Genomic DNA, 18,939 nt, shown 5'->3' on the forward strand with positions numbered 1-18,939 from the left:
CTTATCCCCTAAAATAAATGGAATTGCAAAAGTTAAAGAATGTCGCCATTATAGTAGCGCATCCCGATGATGAAACCTTATGGGCCGGAGGTACAATGATGAGCAATCCTTCATGGAAATGTTATGTGGTTTGCCTTTGCAGGAAAAGTGATCAGGACAGAGCCCCCAGATTCTTTAAGGCTTTAACCGTATTAGGAGCGACAGGGATTATGGGTGACCTTAATGACGGCCCTGAACAAATACCACTAAAAGATAACGACGTACAGGAAATGATTAAACGACTAATTCCGGATCTGATGTATGATCTGGTTATTACGCACAACCCGGACGGGGAGTATACCAGGCATCTCAGGCATGAAGAAATCAGCAGGGCAGTAATCAATTTATGGGCGAAAGGTCTGATCGCAGCAAAGCAGCTTTGGACATTTGCCTATGAGGACGGGCACAAAAGTCACTATCCGAAACCGCAGGTCAATGCCGATTTCTACCATATTCTGGAGCAACGTGTGTATGACCTGAAATACAATATCATTACCCTGACCTATGGCTTTGAAAAAAGCAGCTGGGAGGCTAAAACAACCCCACAGAATGAAGCTTTCTGGTATTTCCCCAACCCGGTAAAAGCAATGCAATGGGTGGCGAAAGGAGGAGCCGCCTCATGAAAGTCCTGTTATTATATGATTACCCGGCCTCACCAGGGGGACTTGCTACCCAGGGAAGCCTGCTTTACAAAGGGCTGCTGGAAATGGGTGTAGATGTCCATTCAGTCCACTATGAATCCGAACAGGAGAAAGAATGGTATTATCGGTGGTTTAAACCGGATATCGCAGTTGGTATAGGTTATTGGGGACACACACCCCATTTGATCCTGCATCCGCAGCGATTTGGAATCCAGCCCGTTCCCTGGTTAGTGGCCAATGGTTACATTGCCAATTATCAGGATGTGCTCAATAAACTCCCACTGATTTTAGTTACCTCGAACTGGGTAAAGGAAATGTACGTCCGTGACGGCATTTGCGGGGACAAAATTGAAGTATTGCCTGTTGGTTGTGATACCGATAAATTTACACCGTACGCTAAAGATGATCCAAAAATCTTAGCGGTAAGAGATTCATTGGGTATCACACCTGAACAATTAATGATCTTAACGGTAGGCGGCGATGCCGCATCCAAGGGTGCAAGAGAAGTGATGCAGGCTTTAGCCCGCATAGACGATCAGCTACCCGACTGGCGCTATGTATGTAAAACCTGGCCGCAGCCGCGAACCGCCATACAAAACAGTGAAGATCTGAAACTGGCTAAAGAACTGGGTATTGAAGAAAAAGTAATCTATGCCACCAGTATTACCTCACGTAACTTTATGCCTTACCTGATCGGGGCCTGTGATGTTTATGCCGGTCCTTCCCGGCTGGAAGGCTTCGGTATGCCCCAGGTGGAAGCTGGTGCGTCCGGTAAAGCGGTTATAGGAATTAATGCGATGGGCATGCTCGATACTTTGGTAAACGGGGAGACGGCATTGCTTGCAGCGGTTGCCGAACATATTAGAGTGAGTGAAGTAACTATTGGGGATGAATGCGGGTTAGCCAAACAGCGAAAAGTCCTATTTGACGTGCCAAGAACAATTGACTACAGGGCAAGTGTCGATGACATTGCAAAATATCTGGTGGAATTACTAAACGATCCTAAGTTGAGGTTGAAGTTAAGCGAAGCCGGTCGTAAACGCGTAGTAGCGAATTTCGATTACCGTTTAGTGGCTGAAAAATTCATGGAACTGGTCAAAAAAAATATAGCAATTAAATAAGCTGATTATGGAAACTACGGATTGGGAAATCATAGAAAAAGCCAGGATGGCCGCCATTCAGGTTTTAACGTATAATGCGAATGGCCCGTTTGATGGTTTGCCCCGCACCGCCGGATGGGGGTATCCCGAGCCATACACCAGGGATTTAATGATCTCCATATTGGGAATAGCGGTAACAGCTGACGAGGTACTTATAGCAAGTACCCGAAGAGTGTTGGAAACGCTGGCAGAAAATCAAACAACGCTTGGCCATATTACCTCTCTTGTTCATGATAAAGAGGATCGTGGCGCAAGCGATACCACACCGTTGTTTTTACTGGGTGTTGGCATTTACCGAAAACTCACCGGAGAAACCGCTTTTTTGGAAGCCGCTGTTTCAAAATCGCTGAAATGGATGGAATACCAAAGTCCCGATGATCGATACCTGGTGGCCCAACAACCTACAAGCGACTGGCGGGATGAGCAGTGGGTCACCGGATATGGATTGTACGTAAATACCTTGGTCTATAGCTATCTTCGTTTGTTTGGCCTGCACGAAAGGGCAAACGGGCTAAGTAAAGAACTTAAAGAGCCAAGTATCACAGGTGGCTTTATACAGCATCATGTTCATGAAGGCCTGGTAGTAAAAAACAAGCCCTATTACGCATTCTGGTCGTACAAAATTTTCTGCAGCGACCGGTTTGACCTGCTTGGGAACAGCCTGGCGATATTATCAGGTCTGACTTCCATATTACAGGCGGAGGAAATAATCTCCTGGATTGAAAAAGAATGCCTGAATATGAAAGTAAAAGGTGACTTGGCTGTTGACCTGCCTCCTAATTTTTTCCCGTTTGTTCTGCCCGGGGATGCCGACTGGCACCCCCGGTATGAAACCTTTAATTTGCCTGGACATTATCATAACGGAGGAGTTTGGCCATTTATATGCGGCTTTTATATCGCCGCACTTGTTGCTGCCGGTCAATTCGTGCTGGCCGAAGAAAAGCTAATAGCGCTGACTAAATTAATCGGCATCTCAAGTGACAAAAAGCTGGATTACGGTTTTAATGAATGGATAAAAGCGCAGGACGGTAGAGTGATGGGCCAGGACTGGCAGACCTGGAGTGCTGCCCTTTATCTTTATGCTGCTAAATGTGTGGAAATAAAGAAGACACCATTCTTTGAGGATATCCGGAAGTAGTTCTTACCCGCTATTTTGAATTTTCATGGGATATAGCTTTGATTGATACTGCATAATTTGCCGGCAATAACGTTGATATATAAGGTTTAAATGCCCACTCAATTAACCTTTTGGCAACTCGTCCGGCAGATGCCCAATCATTCAACACCGATGCAATTATCTCTATGCTATAATAAACATCAAAACGATTAAGGTTCCGTATTCATCCCACTTATCAATTCGGAAGGGAGTGTCATATTGGCAACTTGTCAGGTACACTCTTTCCAATAGTTCCGGTGACGAATCCGACAGCAGATTCCAAATTCCGAGGCCATTGATCACCTCATTCCAAGGATGTAATCAATCGATGCCGTAACACTTTGACTAGGCTATTTTATTGACTAAAAGAAATATTTTTGAAAAGCAGAATACACGATTTGATGCTCTAACGCCTATGGAATCATGTGGTCAAGCCTTGCGGAATTTCCACTCCAGAAGACGATAATCCTTTAAAAAGTATTTCAATCCGCTTCTTCAGATTTTAGAACATTGGTCAATTTGTTCTGCGGAAATAAATTTATTTCTGTGCAGTTTCTTTTTCAACAATGTCATATCTTCAGTTACCTTAATAGCTAAGACCTTTGCATAGTGCTGAGTTTGCTTTATCGTTTTATGCCCCATCATTTTACTAATAGTTTCAATTGGAACATTATTAGCCAGTGTCACGGTGGTGGCAAATGAGTTTCTAGCCATTTTCGAAGTTAGTTCTTTATTAACATCACAACTGTCAGCAAGCTCTTTTAAATAAGAATTATATTTTTGATTGCTTAAAACCGGTAAAAGCATATCCTTGACTAAGCAAGCATTGTCATCTTTATATTTATTAAGAATAACGAGAGCAATTGGCAATAAAGGTATCACTGCTGGTGTTCCTGTTTTTTGCCTGTTCTTGTAAATTCTTAGTTCACTATTGTGAGCCATGGTCACTTCGGAACGTTTCAATTGCTTAACGTCAATAAAAGACAGACCTGTGAAACAACAAAATACAAACAAATCCCTTACTCTCGAAAGACGATCATTATCTATCTTCTTGGACGCAATTCGTTGGATTTCTTCTTTATCAAGATAGATGGTATCGACATCTTCTCTTGTCATCTCAAATTTAGCGAACGGGTCTCCTACTAACCATCCATTATCTACACAATCCAATACTATCTTTTTCATATTGGCAATATTTTTTAACGCCGAATTATGGTTAAGCCCTTGATCTGTTCGGTACCAATTGTATAATTTCTTAATAAAGTCAAGGTCTAGAGAACGGATATTAATATCATGTACTTTGTATTCGCAGTTAATAAACTTGGAGGTATGTCTATAGGAAGTATCAAAGTTAGTATGTGTTCCTTTTGCTACACCTTTACCAATCATTTTCTTTAGCTCTTTATTATGTGCTTCAAACAATGCAAGTAACATCCATTTCCGTTCATTAACCCCGGATAGTAATTCCACCATAGCTAAAGCAGTAACCACCTTGCCCCGGTCTATTAAATATTTCCGGGCTTCATATGCTTTATTTTGTAGTACATCAAGATACTCGTTGAGTGCTTTTGCGTCTTCTTTATTACCGCTGGCACAGTTTCCTTTCGAATTCCACCTAGATGGCTCCCAGGAACGTTTAACAGAGATGTCTTTAGAAATACCATCAACAGTAACTTTGAGGTAGATGTACATTGGTCCGCGTTGGTAATTTTTGGGCTGTTTTAAGAAAAACATTAAGCCTAAACTTTTTTCTAACATAACGATAGTTTTTTAAGTGAATAAATATCGAAATGCAGAGGTAAAAAATCAAGATGTCCATCGCACAAACATGCTGAAATTCAATTAATTAAGCCATTTCCGTGGCGTCTTTTTTTGACGAAATAAAGACGCCATAGATGACGCTCATTTTTTTTGCGAATTAGTGTTTGTTTTGGTTAACTCATAGCAATAAAAAAGCCTGTAAATATTTAATTTACAGGCTTTTGGCAATTTTTGACTATTCAATCAGCGGTGAGGGAGGGATTCGAACCCTCGGTACAGTTTCCCGTACGTCAGTTTAGCAAACTGATCCTTTCGGCCTCTCAGGCACCTCACCGTAACATGTGCCAATGCATATGTCCCTGTTTTTTGGGATTGCAAATATAGCAAATCGCATCTCGCATCAAAAAAAAATTTCAGTTATTCTGATAATCTATTCGCACGTGATAAATTCCCATCAGCATCTTCTTGAAAATCATCTTGATAGTCTCAATATCTTTTAAAGTAATATCGCTGTCTTTTAGCTGTTCCTGGTCAAGTTTGTACTCAATTATGCGGTCAACCAGGGCATCAATGCTCTGGGCGTTGGGTTCGTGTAGCGAACGCGAGGCCGCTTCTACCGAATCGGCAAGCATTAAAACACCTGTTTCGCGAGAAAACGGTATGGGGCCGGGGTATCTGAATGTATTTTCGTCGATAATTTTTTCGGGAAAGTTTTTGAGGTACGATTGATAAAAGTAGTCAACCCGGGTATTGCCGTGGTGCGTGCGTATAAAATCAATCACAATTTCGGGTATATTACCCTTGCGGGCCATCTCAACGCCTTTGCTCACGTGCCTTATAATTAGTTGGGCACTTTCCTGGTAAGGCAACCTATCGTGCGGGTTAAAACCCGAGTTTTGGTTCTCAATAAAATAAAGCGGACTTTCCATTTTACCAATATCATGGTACAAAGCCCCGGCCCTAACCAACAGCGCATTGCCGCCAATGCTGTATATGGCGCTCTCGGCCAAATTGGCTACCTGTAACGAGTGCTGAAACGTGCCCGGTGCGGCAAAGGCCAGTTTGCGCAACAAGGGCGCATTGGTGTTGGTAAGCTCAATGAGCGTAATGTCCGACGTGAGGCCAAATATCTTCTCAAAGATGTAAATAAGCGGATAGGCCAGCAGGGTAAGCACAACGCTAAAAATAAAGGGCACAAACTCCATCCAGTCAATACTGTACAGGCTGCCTTCGCGTATAAACGAAATCCCTAAAAAGGCCACAAAATAATTACCCACAATAATAAGGGCCGATATTAAAAACTGCTCGCGCCTGATGAGGTTTTTTATGCTGTAAATGGCCACCATACCGGCCGTAATTTCGTAATAAGCAAACTCAAAGCTATTGGGTACAAAAAACCCGGCTACAAGCACCACCAGCAGGTGTATATTAAGCGCCAGGCGGGTATCAAACAAAATACGGATAATGATGGGTACAATACAATACGGAATGTAATACAGGTTAGGCAATTGCACCCTGATGGATAACGATAGCGTTACCAGCATAGCCGTAACAACCAGCAAAATTAAACTCACCAACCGGTTATCAAAATAAATATCTTTACGGAAAAGGTATAAAAACACCATTAACAAGGTAATAACAATAGCAACCAGCAATACCTGGCCCAGTACTACCAAACGCGGATCGCCGGATACGCGCACGTTATCCTCAAACGCCGCGCGGAACGACTCGAGTTTTTGATAAATTTCCTGGTTTATTACCGAGCCTTTGCTCACAATAACTTCGCCCTTTTGCACCATACCGCGCGTTAGCGATAGGCCGTCAACCGCGTTATCCTCAAAGCGCGACGTCAGCTTTTCGTCGTAGTTAAGGTTATATTGCAGCCGGTTTTGCATTACGGCTATCAAAAAAGTTTTATCAATGCTTTTATAGGTTGATAAAACCTGGTCAATGTAACTCAGCGCTGTTTCGCGGGTGTAAAGCTGGCTGGTATTGGTTTCTTTGGCTACGTTGTTTTGCAGTATGGTAATGCGGTAATTCTCGTCGCCCAGTTGGTATTTTTTATTGAGGGCCAGTACCCCGGTTTCGTAAACGTGCTTCAGCAAATTGTAACCCAGCGAAAAATAGGTTTGCTTTTGGTTTTCTTTGAGCCCGGCATTGCGCCATTTTATTTCAAAATCGTTTTTAAAACCCTCCAGGTTTTGTTGCGGTGTTTCTTTATCCTGCTGGTAAATGGGCATTACGCTGCGTACGGCGGCGGCCTGGTCTTCCTTCATCTCCTCGTCGGATTTTAAAACCGCGAAGCTGTAAGGCGATACTAAATCCTTTAAATTCCAAATCTTGCCCTTATCGTATTCGTACCTAAATTTGGCCTGCTTAGGCAGCGATACCACAATAATGGCAATACTAAGCAGCATCATAATAAATTTTACGTTGCGTGCATATTTACGCATCAAAGCCCTTTGGCGCGAAGGTGTAAGTGTTGCCATGTTAACTCAAAAATAAGATAAGTTTTTTGTTTTATAATTGCTATTGTTCAATTAGGCATTTTATGGGTGGTTTGAGGTGTTAGATGCAGGCTTTTTGGCGTGAAATAACAGCATCAGATTAGGGTTTGCGTTAACCGATGCTTACCCTGTACCCACATCTTTATTATCGCCGTATATCTGCGCCGTTAGGTGCAATAGCCCGGTAGAATAATCATATCAAATCCATTTTGCGCCGTTAGGTGCAATACTTAACAAACTATTTACCGGGGCAATGCATCAAACAATGTTATTGCAGCCCAAATTACCCGTGGGCGTTGCCTACGGCCCGGGCTATCCGCTCATACTGCACGGGCCTTAGCCACAGGCCGGTATCCGCTCCTATCCCTAACGCGCGGGCACGCTGTGCAAAATCTCGGTGTTCCCTGTGGTAAAAAAATCAGTCTCCCCACACAATTGCAATCCCATTAAACAACTTCCGTAAATAATTACGTTATATCAATACGCAAACATTAAATTTGCCCCACCAATTATTTTTTAACGAATTTTCATCATGAACGAAGTATATATTGTAGCCGCTACCCGCACACCTATAGGTAGCTTTGGGGGTAGCTTATCGTCGCTTTCGGCAACGCAACTGGGTGCGGCAGCTATTAAGGCAGCCGTCAGGCAATCGGGCTTGCAGCCCCAGCAAGTACAGGAAGTTTATATGGGTAATGTCATGTCGGCCAATTTGGGGCAGGCACCGGCAACCCAGGCCGCCAAGTTTGCCGGCCTGCCCGATGTACCCGCCACCACCATTAATAAAGTTTGCGCCAGCGGCACCAAAGCCATTATGCTGGCCGCGCAAAGCATTGCCCTGGGCCAAAACCACATTGTAGTTGCAGGCGGCATGGAAAGCATGAGCAATGTGCCCTATTACCTGGATAAAGCCCGCAACGGCTACCGCCTGGGCCACGGACAAATTACCGACGGACTGGTGAAAGACGGCCTTTGGGATGTTTACAACGATTACCATATGGGCTCGGCTGCCGAACTTTGCGCCGCCGAATGCCACATCAGCCGCGATGAGCAGGATGCCTTTGCCATATCATCATACCACCGCGCCCAGGATGCCCAAAAGGCCGGTAAGTTTACTAACGAAATTAGTGCCGTTGAAATTAAAGACAAAAAAGGTAACATCACCCTGGTTGATGCCGACGAAGAACCCAATGCCGTTAACTTTGATAAAATACCGGGACTAAAACCCGTGTTTAAAAAAGACGGCACCGTAACCGCCGCCAATGCATCGTCCCTTAACGACGGCGCCGCGGCCCTGGTGCTCATGAGCAAACAAAAGGCCGACGAACTGGGCATTAAGCCGCTGGCTAAAATTATAGCTTACGCCGATGCACAGCAAGCACCCGAGTGGTTTACCACTGCCCCATCAAAGGCCATTCCGCTGGCTTTAAGCCGCGCGGGGCTTGGTGTTGATGATATTGATTGTTTTGAGATAAACGAAGCCTTTGCGGTAGTTTCGCTGGCTAATAACCAAATATTAAATTTAGATGCCAACAAAGTAAATGTAAACGGCGGCGCTGTTGCGCTGGGCCACCCGCTGGGTGCTTCGGGAGCGCGCATTGTGGTTACCTTGCTTAATGTATTACAGCAAAACGGCGGCAAATTTGGCGTTGCCGGTATTTGCAACGGCGGCGGCGGCGCAAGCGCAATTGTAATTGAAAATTTGCGTTAAGGGGTATTAACCTGGTTTGCCAAGGGGAAGTAACCGCGCAAGTCATATCCGATTTGCGTAGCTGCCCGGCTTCCGTGCGGTTGCCACGCTATCGCTCGCAATGACAATTTTATTAGCTTTTTGTCATTGCGAGGTACGAAGCAACCGCACAAAGGCATAGCCAACATGTATATCCGCTATAACAAGGCCTAAAACAAATATGAAAAAGCACCTATTCGCCATCATTTTTTTACTATCCGCTTTTAGCACTTCGGCGCAGCAAAAATTTGATGCGGTAAGTTTAAAGCAACTTCAGGCTTACCAAGATAGCCTGAAAACATTGGGCAATAAATTTATAACCAACGATAACGAGCCCGAACGCCGCAATGCTACCTACGCTTTTATTAAAATGCTGGTAAAGGCACTTAAAACTCCGGGATCGTACCAATACCCCTTCGATTCTATCAAAAACATCAGCATTGTTAACGCGCCCGACAACCATTTCAGGATAATGGCCTGGCACATGCTGAACGACGATGGCAGCTACCAATATTACGGTGCCATACAGATGAACAGCAACGGCGGGTTGCAGCTTTTCCCCCTGCAAGATTATTCGGCAGGGATAACCAACCCCGAAGATACCATTGCCGATAACCAAAAATGGTACGGCGCGCAATACTACAAAATTATACAACCCGATGCCGCAACGCCCTATTACACGCTATTGGGCTGGAAGGGCAACAACAGCCAATCCACCAAAAAGGTGATCGACGTGTTAACATTCGCAAACGGCAAACCTGTTTTTGGCATGCCCGTTTTTTATGGCAACAATAAAACACGCAACCGCGTGGTTTTTGAATATTCAAGCCAAGCCTCCATGATGCTGAGGTATATTGCAGGCAGCCAACTTATTATTTTCGACCATCTGTCGCCCGCCGAGGCCAAAACCAAAAACAAACCCGAAAGCTACGGCCCAGATATGAGCTACTCGGGTTACCGGTACAAACAAGGCCACTGGGTATTTATAGACAACCTTGACATGCGAAACATACCCGATGCCCGCGATGAACAACTAACCGACCCAAAAGCCAAGCCATGATGGATGTTTTTTAAATTGAGATTTTGGATGTTCGATTTCGGATTTATTTTTTGATTTAAAATTTGCACATCTCTACGCGATGTACCCAGCAATCTCTAAACTATAACGAGCGGCTCTACAAGTCCGTTTGTTCTTTTTGCGGTAGTTTCAGAAAAATCCGAAATCGAACATCCGAAATCAAAACATCGTTATCCAAATCACAATTTGATTTGTAATAATATCGGGATGCCAGTTAGTATTTCAAATTTTCTGGCTACTTTACAGCATTAAATTTTGATTTATCAGAATAATCTTATTTTAGCGAAAATATTAAACACAAACTATGCAAGATACTACCCCTACGGTAACAGCAAAACCAAAACAACGTTTTCCAAAAAGCGTGCCCTACATTATTGGCAACGAGGCTGCCGAGCGTTTCAGCTTTTATGGTATGCGCTCTATTTTAGTTACTTTTTTAGTGGCTCAGTTTTTTAACCCTACAGGTAATAAGGCTTTAACTACCGTGGCCGAAGCCCATGCCAACGCCAGTACTCACTTTTTTGTAACGCTTGCCTACACGCTTCCATTTGTAGGTGGTTTAATTGCTGATTGGTTTACCGGGAAATACAGGATAATTTTATGGCTATCTATAGTTTATTGCTTTGGGCACCTTTTTTTAGCCATTTTTGATAGTAATTTAAATGGCTTTATAACAGGCCTTGTATTGGTAGCTGTGGGCGCGGGTGGTATTAAATCGTGCGTATCGGCCAACGTGGGCGATCAGTTTGATGCCAGTAATCAAGATCTGCTTTCTAAGGTATACGGGTGGTTTTACTTCAGCATCAATGCCGGTTCTATGTTTTCAACCATGCTGATACCCTGGACGTATAAATACTACGGCGCACAATGGGCATTTGGTATACCAGGTTTATTAATGGCACTTGCTACCATTATCTTCTTTTCGGGCCGTAAATCGTATGTCAGAATTCCACCGGCAGGTGTAAATAAAAATAATCTAATTTTTGTATCGTTTTACGCGCTCAGGAACATGAGCAAAAAGAAACCAGGCGAATCAATATTAGATGTTGCCAAAGAAAAATATGATCCTGAAAAGGTAGAAGGTTTTAAAGCCGTTTATCGCGTAATGGCAGTATTCTTTTTTGCATTCGCTTATTGGGCCGTTTGGGATCAATGCCTTTCGGAATGGGTTTTACAAGCTGCAAAAATGAACCTGCACCTTAACGTTGGCTTTACCTCGTTTAATATTATTGCCGGCCAGGTTAATACCGTTAATACCATATTCCTGCTGCTATTTATACCAATATTTAATTACTGGATATACCCTTCGCTTGATAAAATAGGTTTAAAAACTACTCCATTAAGGCGGCTTGGCTTTGGTTTATTTTTAACCGCATTGTCGTTTGTAGTTATCGCACTTATCCAAACCAACATTGACCACGGTGGTTCGCCGTCTATCTGGTGGCAAATATTAGCTTATGGAATTTTATCCGCAGCCGAAGTATTGGTATCAATAACCGGTTTACAATACGCCTACACGCATTCGCCAATATCCATGAAAAGTACAATGAGTGGTATTTGGTTTTTGGTTGTGGCACTGGGTAACCTGTTTACCGGAATGATAAACGGTAACATATCAAACCACGGCTTTTTTGCCAATTATTTAGTTGGCGCAAATTACTATTGGTTTTTTGTGGGTGTTGTTGCGGTTTTTTTATTGTTGTTTATGTTTGTTGCACCACATTTAAAAGAAAGAAGCTACATAGAACATCCGGATGTGGTTATTGATGACTTAACAATAGCAGGCGAAACGCCCGAAAAGTAATTGAACATTAAAAGTATCAGAAAAGGCTCCGGTTATGCCGGAGCTTTTTTTGTACAGGCATGTGCAAAAAAGTAAGCATTGCCGGGTTGTAAAATACCACCAAATTTATAATTGATGCTGTAAAAAACAAAAACAACACATCTACACCGCCCCTACTGCATCAATATGCACGTATGATACCTTGTTATAATCGGGTACAAAGGTATCGGCACTGCTAATGGCCATATCCAACTCAAAGGCAAGCGGGTGAGGCGTTTGCAGCAGACTTTTTTTGGCGATGTACGGAAAAAGTTGCGAATAGGTTTGTATAAGGTTATGGCTCGCCCGGCGGTAAATAAACGACCGGTGCAAATCTGCGGGACTTTTTAAACCCGCCGCCCCTATCATTTGTACCGCGCTGCCAATAGTTTCTTTGTGAAAATTGGCTACCCTTACTTTTTTATCGCCCACCACCAGGCCGCGCATTAAGCCTTTGTCTTGCGTGGCAACTCCGGTTGGGCAGGTGTTCATGTTACATTCTAAGGCCTGTATGCAGCCCAGGGCAAACATCATTCCGCGCGCGCTGTTGCACATATCTGCACCCAAGGCAAAGTTTTTAACCAAATCAAACCCGGTTGCTACCTTGCCCGATGCTATAATTTTGATGTGTTTTTTTAAATCAAACCCCGTTAAGGCATCGTAAACAAAGGCCAGTGCTTCCCGCAAAGGCATACCTACCGAGTTTGAAAACTCAAGCGGAGCTGCGCCCGTACCACCTTCGCCCCCATCAACGGTAATAAAATCCGGATAAATACCGGTTTGTACCATAGCCTTGCAAATAGCCAAAAACTCGCTTTTGTGCCCAACGCATAGTTTAAAACCGATGGGTTTACCGGCAGATAAGTGGCGCAGTTTTTTTATAAAATCCATCATTTGCAAGGGCGTGTTAAAGGCCGTGTGCCCCGGCGGCGATACCACATCGTACCCCAGCTCAACCAAACGGATGCGGGCAATTTCGGGCGTAACCTTGGCGGCCGGCAATATGCCGCCGTGCCCCGGCTTTGCGCCTTGCGATAGTTTAATCTCTATCATTTTTACCTGTGGCAGTTTTGCACGCTCGGCAAAGGCATTATAATCAAACGTACCATCGGTATGGCGGCAGCTAAAATAGCCGGTGCCTATTTGCCAAATAATATCGCCACCGGGTTGTAAGTGGTAATCGCTCAAGCCGCCTTCGCCGGTATTGTGGGCAAAGTTGCCCAGTTTGGCACCGCCGTTTAGGGCCAGTATAGCGTTCTGGCTCAAAGAACCAAAACTCATGGCCGATATATTGAAAATACTGGCACTGTAAGGCTGTGTACAAGCCGGGCCGCCTACCAGTACACGCGGGTCTTCGTTAAGCTGTTTATGGTCAATAGCAGCTATGCTGTGATTAAGCCACTCATAGCCGCTGGCGTAAACATCAAGCTCGGTACCAAAGGGGCGGGTATCATCAACCTTTTTGGCGCGCTGGTAAATTACGCTGCGGTTAAGGCGGTTAAAGGGCGTTCCATCGGTATCACTTTCAATAAAGTACTGGTATATTTTGGGGCGCAGCTCTTCCATTAAGTAGCGCAAATGGCCAACCACCGGGAAGTTGCGCACAATGCTATGGCTACTTTGCAGCAAATCGGCAATACCAACAATCACTACCGGAACCCACAGTAAAAATACCCAAAGTGCAGGCGGCCAAACAACCGCCCAGGCTATTAACATGGCTGTAAGCAGTATGGCTGATAGGATAAAAAGTTTCCGCATGGCGATGGAATTAAAATAATGAGGCGGCAAATTTAATGTTATTGCCCTTTTGCGAAAGCTTTGCCCTAAAGTTTATTGTTGGCTGACAGACGGTGACCCCAAGATGCCCTATCAGGCCGCTAGTTTGGTGTAAACTATCACAATGATGGCAATCAAAGCAATTACAATGTAAAGCGACGACCGCTTGGTTTTTGCATCGGTATTTTTGCTGGCACGTATTTTATAAAAACTCCACGCCATAAGGGCAACCAACAGAAGCCCGGCTGTACCTACAACTATTTTGTTGTTTACAGTATAAACGCATATCATTAAAACGGCGCTTATAGCGGCACCGGCGTAGCCAGCATATTTTGCAAAAAAGTTGGTGGTTTGCTTAACAGTAACTGGCTTAATGCGGTTTAGTGTAGTTTCGAGCTGCGCATAGTTGTCAATTTGGGCGGGTACTATAATATTGCTGTTTGAGCTTTTTCCTTTTATAATAAAACTGCCGTTAACGCTTTTAACAATTTGGTTAACCTCCTTAACCGGCATTGCTATGGTTGCGGTGTTAAATTGCTTACGTACCAAAGTATCGTTATCAATAGTAAGCTCATAGCTTTCAAACAAAAGCCTTTGCTTTTTTATCCCCCTAAATAAACCAAAGCTTAACATAAGGCACATAAAAGGGATTAAATATGGCCAAATATTTACCTCGGTTGTGGTGGTGGTTGCTGTTGTGATAAAAATACCGGTAACCGCCATAATAAGCAACAGCGGTATTGCGCGCACAAGTATGGTTTTACGGATGGTATTAAAACTGCCTGGTATAACGTTAAATTGTTGAGTTTTCATTTTTAGGCGTTTACCAAACAAATATCCCTCACCTTGGCAACAGTATAATCTATTTCTTCTTTAGTGTTGTATTTGGAGAACGAAAAACGCACGGCGGGCCTGTTAGGGCTGGCGCCTATGGCTGTTAAAACGTGCGAACCAATATCGGTACCAGAGCTGCATGCGCTGCCGCCCGATGCCGAGATGCCTGCAATATCTAAACTAAAAAGCAACATATCGGCCATTTCCATTTCGGGGAACGACACGTTTAGTACCGTATAAAGGCTGTTGGCGGCATCTGTTTCGCCATTAAACTCAACGCCCGGTATATTGGCCTTTAGCTGGGCCATCATATAGCTTTTTAGGTTTTGGATGTGTTGCTGGTGCTGCGGCATTTCGTTATAGGCAATCTCCAGGGCTTTGGCAAGGCCCACTATGCCGTAAACGTTTTCGGTACCGCCGCGCATATTGCGCTCTTGCGAGCCGCCGTAAATCATCGGTTTTATTTTAATGCGATGGTTTACATGTAAAAAACCCACACCCTTTGGCCCGTGAAATTTATGCGCTGCGCCAACAATAAAGTGCGCTTTAAGCTTACTTAAATCGTGCGGATAGTGTGCCATAGTTTGCACGGTATCGGCATGGTAAATGGCGTTGTATTTTTCGCACAGGTCGCCCACCAGTTCCATATCGGTTAAGGTGCCAATTTCGTTATTGGCGTGCATTAACGATACCAAACTACGATTGGGGTTTTGCAGCAGCGTTTCCAGGTGGGCCATATCAATATTGCCGCGTTGCTCAATATCAACAAAGCTCAGCTCAATGGTTCCGGCGTTTTGCAGGGCCTCCAAAGTATGCAAAACCGCATGATGCTCAATTTTGGTGGTGATGGCATGTTTAATACCATAATCGGCAATGCTGCAACGGATGGCTGTATTATCGGCCTCGGTACCGCCGGATGTAAAAAATATCTCTGCCGGAGAAGTGCGCAGCAAACCCGCAATAGTTTTGCGCGCCTTTTCGATCACGGTACGAACCTCGCGCCCATGCGAATGGATTGACGATGGGTTACCATAATGGTTTTCCATTACGCTGTACATGGCTTTCAGCACTTCGGGATCAACGGGCGTTGTGGCAGCATTATCTAAATAAACACGCATAATTAATGATTGAATGACTGAATGATTGAGGGATTGAATGATTTTGTGCTCAATCCCTCTAATTTATTTTTTTTCCGATATTGTTTTTCGGGCCTTTGAAAGCACTTTAAGTATCTCGTTTGCTTCTTTTGTTAAATCAGATAATTCCGAATTTCCAATTATTTCTGCTTCCTCTAATATCTCCATCCAAAAAACACTTTCGTCGGCTTCCTCCACAACTATAGATAATTTCGAATGAAATTCCGCCTGAGATCGCGCTCTGCAAGCTGCTCTATAATTTGCTCCTACAGATGACGATGATCTTAATAGTTGCCTTCCAACTATACGCGCTTCTTCTGTATTAGGAAGCTTCCTAAATAGTTTTATGTTATCAACTACAAATTTCTTTGTCCTCTTTTGAAATTGTTCTACAAAGTCAACCTTGTTTTGATTTTCCATTTATTGATTTATTTGAACACCTAATGTAGTATTTTCAACTACTAACATAAAACATTCAATCCTTCAATAAGTCAATCCTTCAATCATTGCACCTGCAAAATGTCTTTGATATCGGCAATAATTTTATTAGCCAAATTGTTGGCTACAGTGTTTGAATCACCTTCGGAATATATCCTGATGATGGGTTCGGTGTTTGATCTTCTCAGGTGTACCCATTGTTTGTCAAACTCAATCTTCAAGCCGTCGATAGTGCTGTGCGGCTGATTTTTGTATTTCTCTTCAACCTTCAGCAACAAGCTATCAATATCCATTTCGGGCGTTAGGGTAATTTTATTTTTTGATATAAAATAACCCGGATAGCTATGCCTTAAAACCGAAATGCTTTTACCTGTTTTTGCCAAATGGGTTAAAAACAAGGCAATACCGGCCAAAGCATCGCGGCCATAATGCAGTTCGGGATAAATTACCCCGCCGTTGCCTTCGCCACCAATAATGGCATTCACTTCTTTCATTTTGTTAACCACGTTAACCTCGCCCACGGCGGCGGCATGGTACTCGGCACCGGCGGCCTCGGTAACATCGCGCAAAGCACGGGTTGACGATAGGTTTGATACCGTATTGCCCCTAGTATTCTTCAACACATAGTCGGCAACGGCAACCAGGGTGTACTCTTCGCCAAACATGTTGCCATCTTCGCAAACAAAGCAAAGGCGGTCTACATCCGGGTCAACGGCAATACCAAGGTCGGCCTTTTTGGCCAGTACCTCTTTACTCAGTTCGCCCAGGTTTTCGGGCAGTGGCTCGGGGTTGTGGGCAAATTTACCGTCTGGTTCGCAAAATAAGGGGTAAACGGTTTTAACGCCTAAAGCGTTTAACAAGGCAGGTACAAATATGCCACCGGTAGAGTTTACACAGTCGATAGCTATTTTAAAGTTTGCTTTTGCAATAGCATCAACATCAACCAAAGGCAATGCAAGTATGGCATCAATATGCTTTTGCATATAAGTATCATCAACGGTAACGGTACCCAGGTCGTTTACTTCGGCGTAAGCAAAATCGCTTTTTTCGGCAATTTCCAAAACGGTTTGGCCATCGGCATCGTTAATAAATTCGCCGTGTTCATTCAATAATTTGAGTGCGTTCCATTGTTTTGGGTTGTGGCTGGCGGTTAAAATTATACCACCTGCGGCTTTTTCAAGCGGCACGGCAATTTCAACAGTTGGCGTTGTTGATAGGCCAAGGTCAACCACATCAATACCCATACCCTGTAAGGTACCTATAACAATATTGCTCACCATTTGGCCCGAAATACGGGCATCGCGGCCAACAACAATTTTTTTAATGCCCGATTTTTTAACGGCCCACGCGGCATAGGCCGACGTATATTTAACAATATCTAATGGCGTTAACGCATCGCCAGGCGCACCACCAATGGTGCCTCTAATTCCCGAAATTGATTTAATTAATGTCAAGGTAAAAAAATGTTAGGCTGCAAAAATAACAATAATTGACCGATAGCCAATGTTAATTTATAGGTTACCACAATGTAAATTACCTATATTTGCGGCCTTATAGTAACAATATCATGCCCAAAAAGTGGTTTCAAAATTGGTTTAACTCGCCTTACTACCACATACTTTACCAACAACGCAACCACGCCGAGGCCGAATTTTTTATTGATAATTTATGCGCCTATATTAAGCCCCGCGCCGATGCAAAGCTACTTGATATTGCCTGTGGCCGGGGCCGCCACTCTATATACCTCAATAAAAAAGGCTTTGATGTTACCGGGATTGATTTAAGCATTGCCAGCATACAATACGCCAAACAATACCAAAACAGCCGCTTGCATTTTTACGTACACGATATGCGCTACCTGTTTTACACCAACTATTTTGACATTGCCATGAACCTGTTTACCAGTTTTGGCTATTTTGAAACCAACCAGGAACATGTAAAGGCGTTGCAAAATTTTAACAGGGCACTAAAACCCAATGGACTGCTGGTGCTTGATTTTTTTAACAGCTGCAAGGTTATTGAAACCCTTTGCCCGGCTATGCATAAAACTATTGGCAGTATTGATTTTAACATCCACAAAAAAATTGAGAACTGTAAAATTGTTAAAAAAATTGATTTTGTTGACCATAACCAGCCCTATACCTTTACCGAAGAAGTAATGGCTTACAACATGGACGATTTTAGCTTGTTTTTTAAACAAAGCGGATTTGAAATTTTGCATTGCTTTGGTAACTATAACCTGGAAGAGTTTGATTGCAAAAACTCCGACCGCTTAATTTTTATTTGTAGAAAAACACAATGAGCAACCAAATTTTACAATTAGACAGGCGGTTGTTTTATTTTGTGAATCACGACCTTGGTAACCCGTTTTTTGACTGGCTGATGCCACTTTTGCGCAACCCCAATGTTTGGATACCGCTTTACGTTTTTATTTTTATTTTTTGCCTTTACCGCTATAAAAAAGCAGGAGCCTATATTATTGTATTGCTGGCCCTAACCTTTGCCATTGCCGACTACGGCAGCGCCGGATTAATTAAGAACCGGGTAAAAAGGCTTCGGCCCTGCCATGAGCCTGCTTTGGCCGGCACCATTATTGTGCGCATACCTTGCGGCTCGGGCTATAGTTTCCCTTCGGCGCATGCCAGCAACCATTTTGCCATTGCCTGTTTTTTTAGCCTGGTATTTTACAGCCGGTGGAAGTATATTTGGTGGGTAGCCATTGCGTGGGCATTTTTTATCAGCTTTGCACAGGTGTATGTAGGCGTGCATTATCCGTTTGATGTAACTTTTGGCGCATTATACGGCTTGCTGGTGGGCTACGTAGTATATTTGTTGTTCAAAAAACTTCAACCACAATTTTAA

At 43.6% G+C, this 18,939-nt stretch carries 15 protein-coding genes and 1 tRNA gene; 8 read left to right on the top strand and 8 right to left on the bottom strand.

The features are described 5' to 3' along the window. Positions 1-17 precede the first annotated feature (17 nt). From BDD43_RS24320 to BDD43_RS24330, 3 genes are read left to right on the top strand one after another with little or no spacing between them, the layout of a single operon-like run. A complete protein-coding gene (locus BDD43_RS24320; protein WP_121200578.1) occupies positions 18-662 on the top strand; it encodes a PIG-L deacetylase family protein in 645 nt (214 codons plus the stop codon). Continuing rightward, positions 659-1,801 carry a glycosyltransferase family 4 protein gene (locus BDD43_RS24325; RefSeq protein WP_121202104.1) on the top strand — a complete coding sequence of 381 codons (1,143 nt, stop codon included), beginning with the start codon at positions 659-661 and terminating at the stop codon, positions 1,799-1,801. Before BDD43_RS24320 ends, BDD43_RS24325 begins: the two co-directional genes overlap by 4 nt. A 7-nt stretch (positions 1,802-1,808) precedes the next feature. Further along, entirely contained in the window at positions 1,809-2,978 is a 1,170-nt protein-coding gene (locus BDD43_RS24330) for a glycoside hydrolase 100 family protein (protein WP_121200580.1), read from the top strand. A 513-nt stretch (positions 2,979-3,491) separates the two neighbouring features. Here the strand turns inward: BDD43_RS24330 and BDD43_RS24335 are convergent. The 3 genes from BDD43_RS24335 to BDD43_RS24345 form a co-directional block, all read right to left on the bottom strand. After that, the gene (locus tag BDD43_RS24335; protein WP_121200582.1) at positions 3,492-4,754 is read right to left on the bottom strand and encodes a site-specific integrase; all 1,263 of its coding nucleotides are present in this window, start codon (positions 4,752-4,754) and stop codon (positions 3,492-3,494) included. A gap of 250 nt (positions 4,755-5,004) precedes the next feature. Then, positions 5,005-5,091 (bottom strand) — tRNA-Ser (locus BDD43_RS24340). 79 nt (positions 5,092-5,170) lie between these two features. Then, the gene (locus BDD43_RS24345; protein ID WP_121200584.1) at positions 5,171-7,246 is read right to left on the bottom strand and encodes an HD family phosphohydrolase; all 2,076 of its coding nucleotides are present in this window, start codon (positions 7,244-7,246) and stop codon (positions 5,171-5,173) included. A gap of 550 nt (positions 7,247-7,796) precedes the next feature. On the opposite strand from BDD43_RS24345, the gene BDD43_RS24350 reads away from it, so the two are divergent. The 3 genes from BDD43_RS24350 to BDD43_RS24360 all read left to right on the top strand — a co-directional run bounded on the left by BDD43_RS24350 (position 7,797) and on the right by BDD43_RS24360 (position 11,875). Beyond that, a complete protein-coding gene (locus tag BDD43_RS24350) occupies positions 7,797-8,975 on the top strand; it encodes an acetyl-CoA C-acyltransferase (protein WP_121200586.1) in 1,179 nt (392 codons plus the stop codon). A gap of 199 nt (positions 8,976-9,174) precedes the next feature. Continuing rightward, on the top strand, positions 9,175-10,053 hold the full coding sequence (locus BDD43_RS24355) for a hypothetical protein (protein ID WP_121200588.1): 879 nt from the start codon (positions 9,175-9,177) through the stop codon (positions 10,051-10,053). 322 nt (positions 10,054-10,375) lie between these two features. Next, the gene (locus tag BDD43_RS24360; protein ID WP_121200590.1) at positions 10,376-11,875 is read left to right on the top strand and encodes a POT-type proton-dependent oligopeptide transporter; all 1,500 of its coding nucleotides are present in this window, start codon (positions 10,376-10,378) and stop codon (positions 11,873-11,875) included. A gap of 141 nt (positions 11,876-12,016) precedes the next feature. Here the strand turns inward: BDD43_RS24360 and BDD43_RS24365 are convergent, their stop codons facing one another. The 5 genes from BDD43_RS24365 to glmM all read right to left on the bottom strand — a co-directional run bounded on the left by BDD43_RS24365 (position 12,017) and on the right by glmM (position 17,531). Then, positions 12,017-13,651: an FMN-binding glutamate synthase family protein gene (locus BDD43_RS24365; RefSeq protein ID WP_121200592.1), complete on the bottom strand. Its 1,635-nt coding sequence runs from the start codon at positions 13,649-13,651 to the stop codon at positions 12,017-12,019. 111 nt (positions 13,652-13,762) lie between these two features. Beyond that, on the bottom strand, positions 13,763-14,482 hold the full coding sequence (locus BDD43_RS24370) for a hypothetical protein (protein WP_121200594.1): 720 nt from the start codon (positions 14,480-14,482) through the stop codon (positions 13,763-13,765). Between the two features lie 2 nt (positions 14,483-14,484). After that, complete coding sequence (locus BDD43_RS24375; protein ID WP_121200595.1) at positions 14,485-15,621, bottom strand: cysteine desulfurase family protein; 1,137 nt, start codon at positions 15,619-15,621, stop codon at positions 14,485-14,487. Between the two features lie 63 nt (positions 15,622-15,684). Continuing rightward, on the bottom strand, positions 15,685-16,059 hold the full coding sequence (locus tag BDD43_RS24380) for a four helix bundle protein (RefSeq protein WP_121200597.1): 375 nt from the start codon (positions 16,057-16,059) through the stop codon (positions 15,685-15,687). Positions 16,060-16,142: 83 nt separating this feature from the next. Then, a complete protein-coding gene (gene glmM / locus BDD43_RS24385) occupies positions 16,143-17,531 on the bottom strand; it encodes a phosphoglucosamine mutase (protein WP_121200599.1) in 1,389 nt (462 codons plus the stop codon). Between the two features lie 113 nt (positions 17,532-17,644). On the opposite strand from glmM, the gene BDD43_RS24390 reads away from it, so the two are divergent. Together BDD43_RS24390 and BDD43_RS24395 are read left to right on the top strand one after the other, a co-directional pair. Further along, positions 17,645-18,379: a class I SAM-dependent methyltransferase gene (locus BDD43_RS24390; protein WP_121200601.1), complete on the top strand. Its 735-nt coding sequence runs from the start codon at positions 17,645-17,647 to the stop codon at positions 18,377-18,379. Continuing rightward, positions 18,376-18,939, top strand: a complete 564-nt coding sequence (locus BDD43_RS24395) for a phosphatase PAP2 family protein (RefSeq protein WP_121200602.1) — start codon at positions 18,376-18,378, stop codon at positions 18,937-18,939. Before BDD43_RS24390 ends, BDD43_RS24395 begins: the two co-directional genes overlap by 4 nt.

This window comes from Mucilaginibacter gracilis (genome assembly GCF_003633615.1).
GTDB classification, from domain to species: domain Bacteria; phylum Bacteroidota; class Bacteroidia; order Sphingobacteriales; family Sphingobacteriaceae; genus Mucilaginibacter; species Mucilaginibacter gracilis.

Excerpts from the sequence above, each read along its gene's own strand:
- BDD43_RS24395 (WP_121200602.1), top strand. The coding sequence starts at position 18,376 with ATGAGCAACCAAATTTTACAATTAGACAGGCGGTTGTTTTATTTTGTG.
- BDD43_RS24355 (WP_121200588.1), top strand. The coding sequence starts at position 9,175 with ATGAAAAAGCACCTATTCGCCATCATTTTTTTACTATCCGCTTTTAGC.
- BDD43_RS24325 (WP_121202104.1), top strand. The coding sequence starts at position 659 with ATGAAAGTCCTGTTATTATATGATTACCCGGCCTCACCAGGGGGACTT.
- BDD43_RS24360 (WP_121200590.1), top strand. The coding sequence starts at position 10,376 with ATGCAAGATACTACCCCTACGGTAACAGCAAAACCAAAACAACGTTTT.
- BDD43_RS24335 (WP_121200582.1), bottom strand. The coding sequence starts at position 4,754 with ATGTTAGAAAAAAGTTTAGGCTTAATGTTTTTCTTAAAACAGCCCAAA.
- BDD43_RS24365 (WP_121200592.1), bottom strand. The coding sequence starts at position 13,651 with ATGCGGAAACTTTTTATCCTATCAGCCATACTGCTTACAGCCATGTTA.
- BDD43_RS24350 (WP_121200586.1), top strand. The coding sequence starts at position 7,797 with ATGAACGAAGTATATATTGTAGCCGCTACCCGCACACCTATAGGTAGC.
- BDD43_RS24330 (WP_121200580.1), top strand. The coding sequence starts at position 1,809 with ATGGAAACTACGGATTGGGAAATCATAGAAAAAGCCAGGATGGCCGCC.
- BDD43_RS24345 (WP_121200584.1), bottom strand. The coding sequence starts at position 7,246 with ATGGCAACACTTACACCTTCGCGCCAAAGGGCTTTGATGCGTAAATAT.
- BDD43_RS24370 (WP_121200594.1), bottom strand. The coding sequence starts at position 14,482 with ATGAAAACTCAACAATTTAACGTTATACCAGGCAGTTTTAATACCATC.
- BDD43_RS24375 (WP_121200595.1), bottom strand. The coding sequence starts at position 15,621 with ATGCGTGTTTATTTAGATAATGCTGCCACAACGCCCGTTGATCCCGAA.
- BDD43_RS24380 (WP_121200597.1), bottom strand. The coding sequence starts at position 16,059 with ATGGAAAATCAAAACAAGGTTGACTTTGTAGAACAATTTCAAAAGAGG.
- BDD43_RS24390 (WP_121200601.1), top strand. The coding sequence starts at position 17,645 with ATGCCCAAAAAGTGGTTTCAAAATTGGTTTAACTCGCCTTACTACCAC.
- BDD43_RS24320 (WP_121200578.1), top strand. The coding sequence starts at position 18 with ATGGAATTGCAAAAGTTAAAGAATGTCGCCATTATAGTAGCGCATCCC.